This is a genomic window from Bellilinea sp., assembly GCF_034432615.1.
GTDB lineage: Bacteria > Chloroflexota > Anaerolineae > Anaerolineales > Anaerolineaceae > Bellilinea.
This window is the reverse complement of the sequence record NZ_DAOUBL010000328.1, coordinates 1-4,488: the sequence shown is the minus strand read 5'-3', so window position 1 is coordinate 4,488 and position 4,488 is coordinate 1. Positions and strand designations below refer to the sequence as shown.

Below are 4,488 nucleotides of genomic sequence, written 5' to 3'. Positions count from 1 at the left end.
GTCTGATGGTGAAACCACTTTAAAAGGTGAGCAATGACAGATAAGATTACGGTGGGAGTATTCTTTGGCGGGCGTTCCGGTGAGCATGAGGTTTCCTTGCTCTCGGCTCGATCTATTCTTGCCAATCTCGATCCTGCAAAATACCACCTGATAGAAGTCGGTATTACCAAAGAGGGACAGTGGCTGAGTGGTCAGGATGTGTTAGAAGCCTTCCAAACCGGTAGAACTGCGCACTTAACTCCGGTGGCAATGTTACCCCATGCGGGGGATGCCACGCTGTATTTCCTGAAGGATGGGCGGGTTGAACCGTTTACCCGGCTGGATGTGATTTTCCCCGTTTTACACGGTACTTTTGGGGAGGACGGAACGCTGCAGGGCTTATTTGAACTCATCGGTGTTGCTTATGTGGGAGCTGGGGTGCTGGCTTCGGCAGTTGGCATGGACAAAGCCTTGTTTAAAACCGTTCTGCGCGCCTGCAATTTGCCGATTTTGGATTATCTGGTGTTCACCCGCCGGATGGTGGAGGAGGATGCAGAAAAGGTAATCCAGGCCATTGAATCGAGCCTCCAATACCCCGTTTTCATTAAACCGGCAAATTTGGGCTCCTCGGTGGGGATAACCAAATGCCGAAACCGCTCGGATCTGGTGGAGGGTTTATACGAAGCAGCCCGCTATGACCGACGCATTATCGTCGAGCAGGGCCTGGAAAAGCCGCGTGAGATTGAAGTAAGTGTATTGGGAAATGAGCAACCGGAAGCTTCGATACCCGGCGAGGTCGTTCCTGGCGAGGATTTTTATACCTATTCGGCAAAATATCTTTCCGATAATTCTCGTCTGCTGATCCCTGCCCCGCTACCGGAGGAGGTCAAACAAGAAATTCAGCGGATTGCACTGGAAACCTACCGCGCCATTGATGGTGCCGGCATGGCAAGAGTGGATTTTCTGGTAGATCGTCAAACCCATCAAATTTATATTAGCGAAGTGAATACCATTCCGGGTTTTACTCAAATCAGTATGTACCCCAAACTTTGGGAAGCGAGCGGACTGCCCTATGCGCAGTTAATAGACCGTCTGATTGAGCTGGCCTTTGAACGCAAAACAGACCGCGACCGAACCGAGTTTCATTATCGGAGGGAAGGATGAGCGTGAATTCAACTTCCGCAATTAATCGAGCCGAGCAATTGCGCCAACGGCGGGCGCAAAAAACAACCAATCGGGCTTCCGCAGCGCGGAAATCTGTGCCGGTCAAATCAACAAGCGGGGCTAAAGCTGGCCCATCCGTACTGTTGAAGGGATATCACGCCAGCACCAGCGTTCCACTGCGGAAAATTCCGCCCATGCGGGTTAAAAGGCAGTATTACTATCCGCTGGGGGCCAGCGGTGCGGAAATTCGCCTGCCGGCTATCCCGTTGGTGAACCCGGGAATGCGTCTGGTATCCGCAATTTTACTGTTGTTGTGTGTAATGGCCTTGTACACACTTGGTTTCAGTGACCAGTTTGAGGTTCAAAGTTTTCAAGTGGTGGGTTTGCAGCGGCTATCCTATGCCGATGTGGAGGCGGTTTTGCGATTGGAGGGTTCACAAATCATTGAATTCGATCCGGGAAAGGCGCGAGAGGCGTTGATTGCCGCTTTTCCAGAACTGGCTTCCATTGATATCCAGGTGGGCTTACCGGCTGAGGTTATCATACAGGTGGTTGAACGCCAGCCGGTGATGATGTGGGACAAGGGTGATCAGGTTTATTGGGTGGATAGTGAAGGGGTCATTCTCCCCCCTCGTGGAGAAGTGCAAGGGTTGATGAGAATTGAATCCAATATGACACCCCCGTTGGCATCCACCAATAAAGAACCTGTAAAAGGGGTGGAGGGAAATCCCACCGGCGACTCACCAACTGCGTTATGGGGACAAAATATGGACACGCTGGTATTGAAAGCGATAAATGATCTCGTTTTTCGCTTGTCCCCTGAATCCAACCTGGTCTATAATTCTATTTATGGACTAGGGTGGCAGGATCCTCGCGGTTGGGAAGTCTATATCGGCAAAAATCTGGAGAATTTTGAACAAAAACTGACAGTCTATGAATCCATTGTTGATTACTTTGAAAAAACGGGAATCCATCCTCAAGAACTGGTCAGTGTTGAGTTCATTAATGCTCCCTTCTACAAGTAACGGAGAATGCCATGGATGAACCAATCGTAGTCGGAATTGATATCGGAACAACCAAAGTTTGTACGCTGGTGGCACGCGTGGAAGGCGAGCGAACCATGCGCATTCTTGGGGTGGGCATCGAGCCGTCGCAAGGAATTCGAAAGGGTAATATTGTTGACCTTGCGGCAGCTTCGACTTCAATTGCGCGTTCAATTGAGAAAGCTCAACGCACTTCAGGGTTTGAAATCACCTCGGCGCTGGTCAGTCTGGCGGGATCGCATGTGGCTTCGGTCAACAGCCGGGGCGTGGTTGGAATTTCCGGCGGAGTGATTGATGAACTGGATGTTGCCAGAGCGCTGGAGGCTGCCCAGGCAGTTGCAATTCCTCACAACCGACAGATCATCCATGTCATTCAACGCAGTTTTATTGTAGATGGTCAGGATGGCATTCGCACGCCGATTGGAATGCACGGCTACCGCATGGAGGTTGAGGCGCACATCATCACTGCGGCTGAATCAACCGTGGAAAATCTTCGCCAGTGCGTTCAGGCTGCCGGTGTACAGGTAACCCAGTTTGTCCTCAACCCGCTGGCTTCGGCGGAGGTTGTGCTTTCTGAAACCGAACGCCAAATGGGGGCTGTGGTGTGTGATATTGGCGGTGGCACAACCGATCTGGCTATTTACATTGACGGGGATGTGTGGCACACGATGGTGCTGGCCGTCGGCGGTAATCACATCACCTCCGATATTGCGCATGGTTTGCGTCTGTCCATTGATCAGGCTGAAGAAGTCAAAAAACGCTATGGACATGCGGTTGAATCCGAGATTGCCGAAAATGACGTGATCAGCGTGCGATCCTTTGGTCAGGAAGCGCCGGTGCAGGTCAACCGTCGAGATCTGGCGCATATCATTGAAGCGCGTGTTGAGGAAATTTTCATGCTCGTACTTCAGGAGATCAAACGTTCCGGTTATGACGGATTGCTGCCGGCGGGCATGGTTTTGACCGGCGGGGCAAGTTTGCTGCCCGGCATGAAAACCCTGGCCAGTTCAGTGCTCGGTTTACCGGTTCGGGTAGCCAAGCCGGAAAACCTGCTGGGTTTAACCGATCAACTGAACTCGCCGGCCTATTCGACCAGCGTAGGTTTGCTGCACTGGGCATTGCTGCTCAGCGAAGCCGAGCCGTTGCAACCGCGCCGGTCATTTCTCCCGAGAGGGATTAACTTGGATGGAGACAGGATCAAGAATTTCTTGAAACGCCTGTTGCCCTAACTTTTTCTGGAGGTCACGTACCTAAACATTCAAACCCAATCAAGACAGGTTAATCGGAGGAACAAAAAATGGATCTTTACAGCAATCAAGCCGAATCTTTTGCCCGCATCAAAGTAATTGGTGTGGGCGGCGGAGGCTGCAACGCAGTCAACCGCATGATCGAAGAGGGGTTGAGCGGCATCGAGTTCATTACGGTCAACACCGATGCACAGGCTTTGCTTCTTTCCAAAGCTCCTACACGGGTGCGGATTGGTGATAAATCCACCCGTGGTTTGGGGGCGGGAGGAAACCCCGAAGTGGGCCGTAAAGCGGCTGAGGAATCCGCCGAAGATCTGTACGAGGTGCTCAAAGGCTCGGACATGGTGTTTGTGACGGCCGGGCTTGGCGGAGGAACGGGCACCGGTGCCGCACCCATTGTGGCGCAAATTGCCAAAGAAGTTGGAGCGTTGACCATTGGTGTGGTCACCCGTCCCTTCACCTTTGAAGGCATGCGCCGCCAGCAGGCTGCCGAGGCCGGCATCTCAAAACTCAAGGAACATGCCGATACGCTGATCGTCATCCCCAATGATCGCTTGCTGCAAATTGTGGACAAACGGGTAACCCTGCAGGAAGCCTTCCGCACCGCGGATGATGTTCTGCGGCAGGGCATTCAGGGTATCTCCGAACTGATCACCGTGCCCGGATTGATCAACCTTGACTTTGCGGATGTGCGGGCGATCATGTCCGAAGGCGGCGCAGCACTGATGGCGGTTGGACATGCCAGTGGTGAAGACCGCGCCCGCATTGCGGCGGAAATGGCAATTTCCAGCCAGCTGCTGGATATTACGATTGACGGCGCGCGTGGAATCTTGTTCAATGTGACCGGCGGCAACAGCCTGACGCTGTTCGAGGTCAATCAGGCTGCGGCAATCATCAAGGAAACCGCTCACCCGGATGTTAACCTGATCTTCGGTGCGGTGGTGGATCCGAACATGGGTGATGAAATTCGCATCACTGTGATTGCAACCGGATTTGACCGGCCCAGCGTTCGTTCCCCTTTAGTGGAACCGCGCCCCGCCCCGAAGAAGGAAGAA

Annotated in this window: 4 protein-coding genes; all 4 read left to right on the top strand. The window is 52.8% G+C overall.

Going from position 1 to position 4,488, the window contains the following annotated elements; all coding sequences use genetic code 11:
- Positions 1 to 33 precede the first annotated feature (33 nt).
- A complete protein-coding gene (locus tag VAE48_RS14765) occupies positions 34 to 1,143 on the top strand; it encodes a D-alanine--D-alanine ligase family protein (RefSeq protein ID WP_322794096.1) in 1,110 nt (369 codons plus the stop codon).
- Entirely contained in the window at positions 1,140 to 2,168 is a 1,029-nt protein-coding gene (locus tag VAE48_RS14760; protein WP_322794095.1) for a cell division protein FtsQ/DivIB, read from the top strand. The genes VAE48_RS14765 and VAE48_RS14760 overlap by 4 nt, the downstream gene beginning before the upstream one ends.
- 11 nt (positions 2,169 to 2,179) lie before the next feature.
- A complete protein-coding gene (gene ftsA, locus VAE48_RS14755; RefSeq protein WP_322794094.1) occupies positions 2,180 to 3,415 on the top strand; it encodes a cell division protein FtsA in 1,236 nt (411 codons plus the stop codon).
- A 68-nt stretch (positions 3,416 to 3,483) separates the two neighbouring features.
- A partial coding sequence (gene ftsZ, locus VAE48_RS14750) for a cell division protein FtsZ (protein WP_322794093.1) occupies positions 3,484 to 4,488 on the top strand: 1,005 nt, incomplete at its 3' end.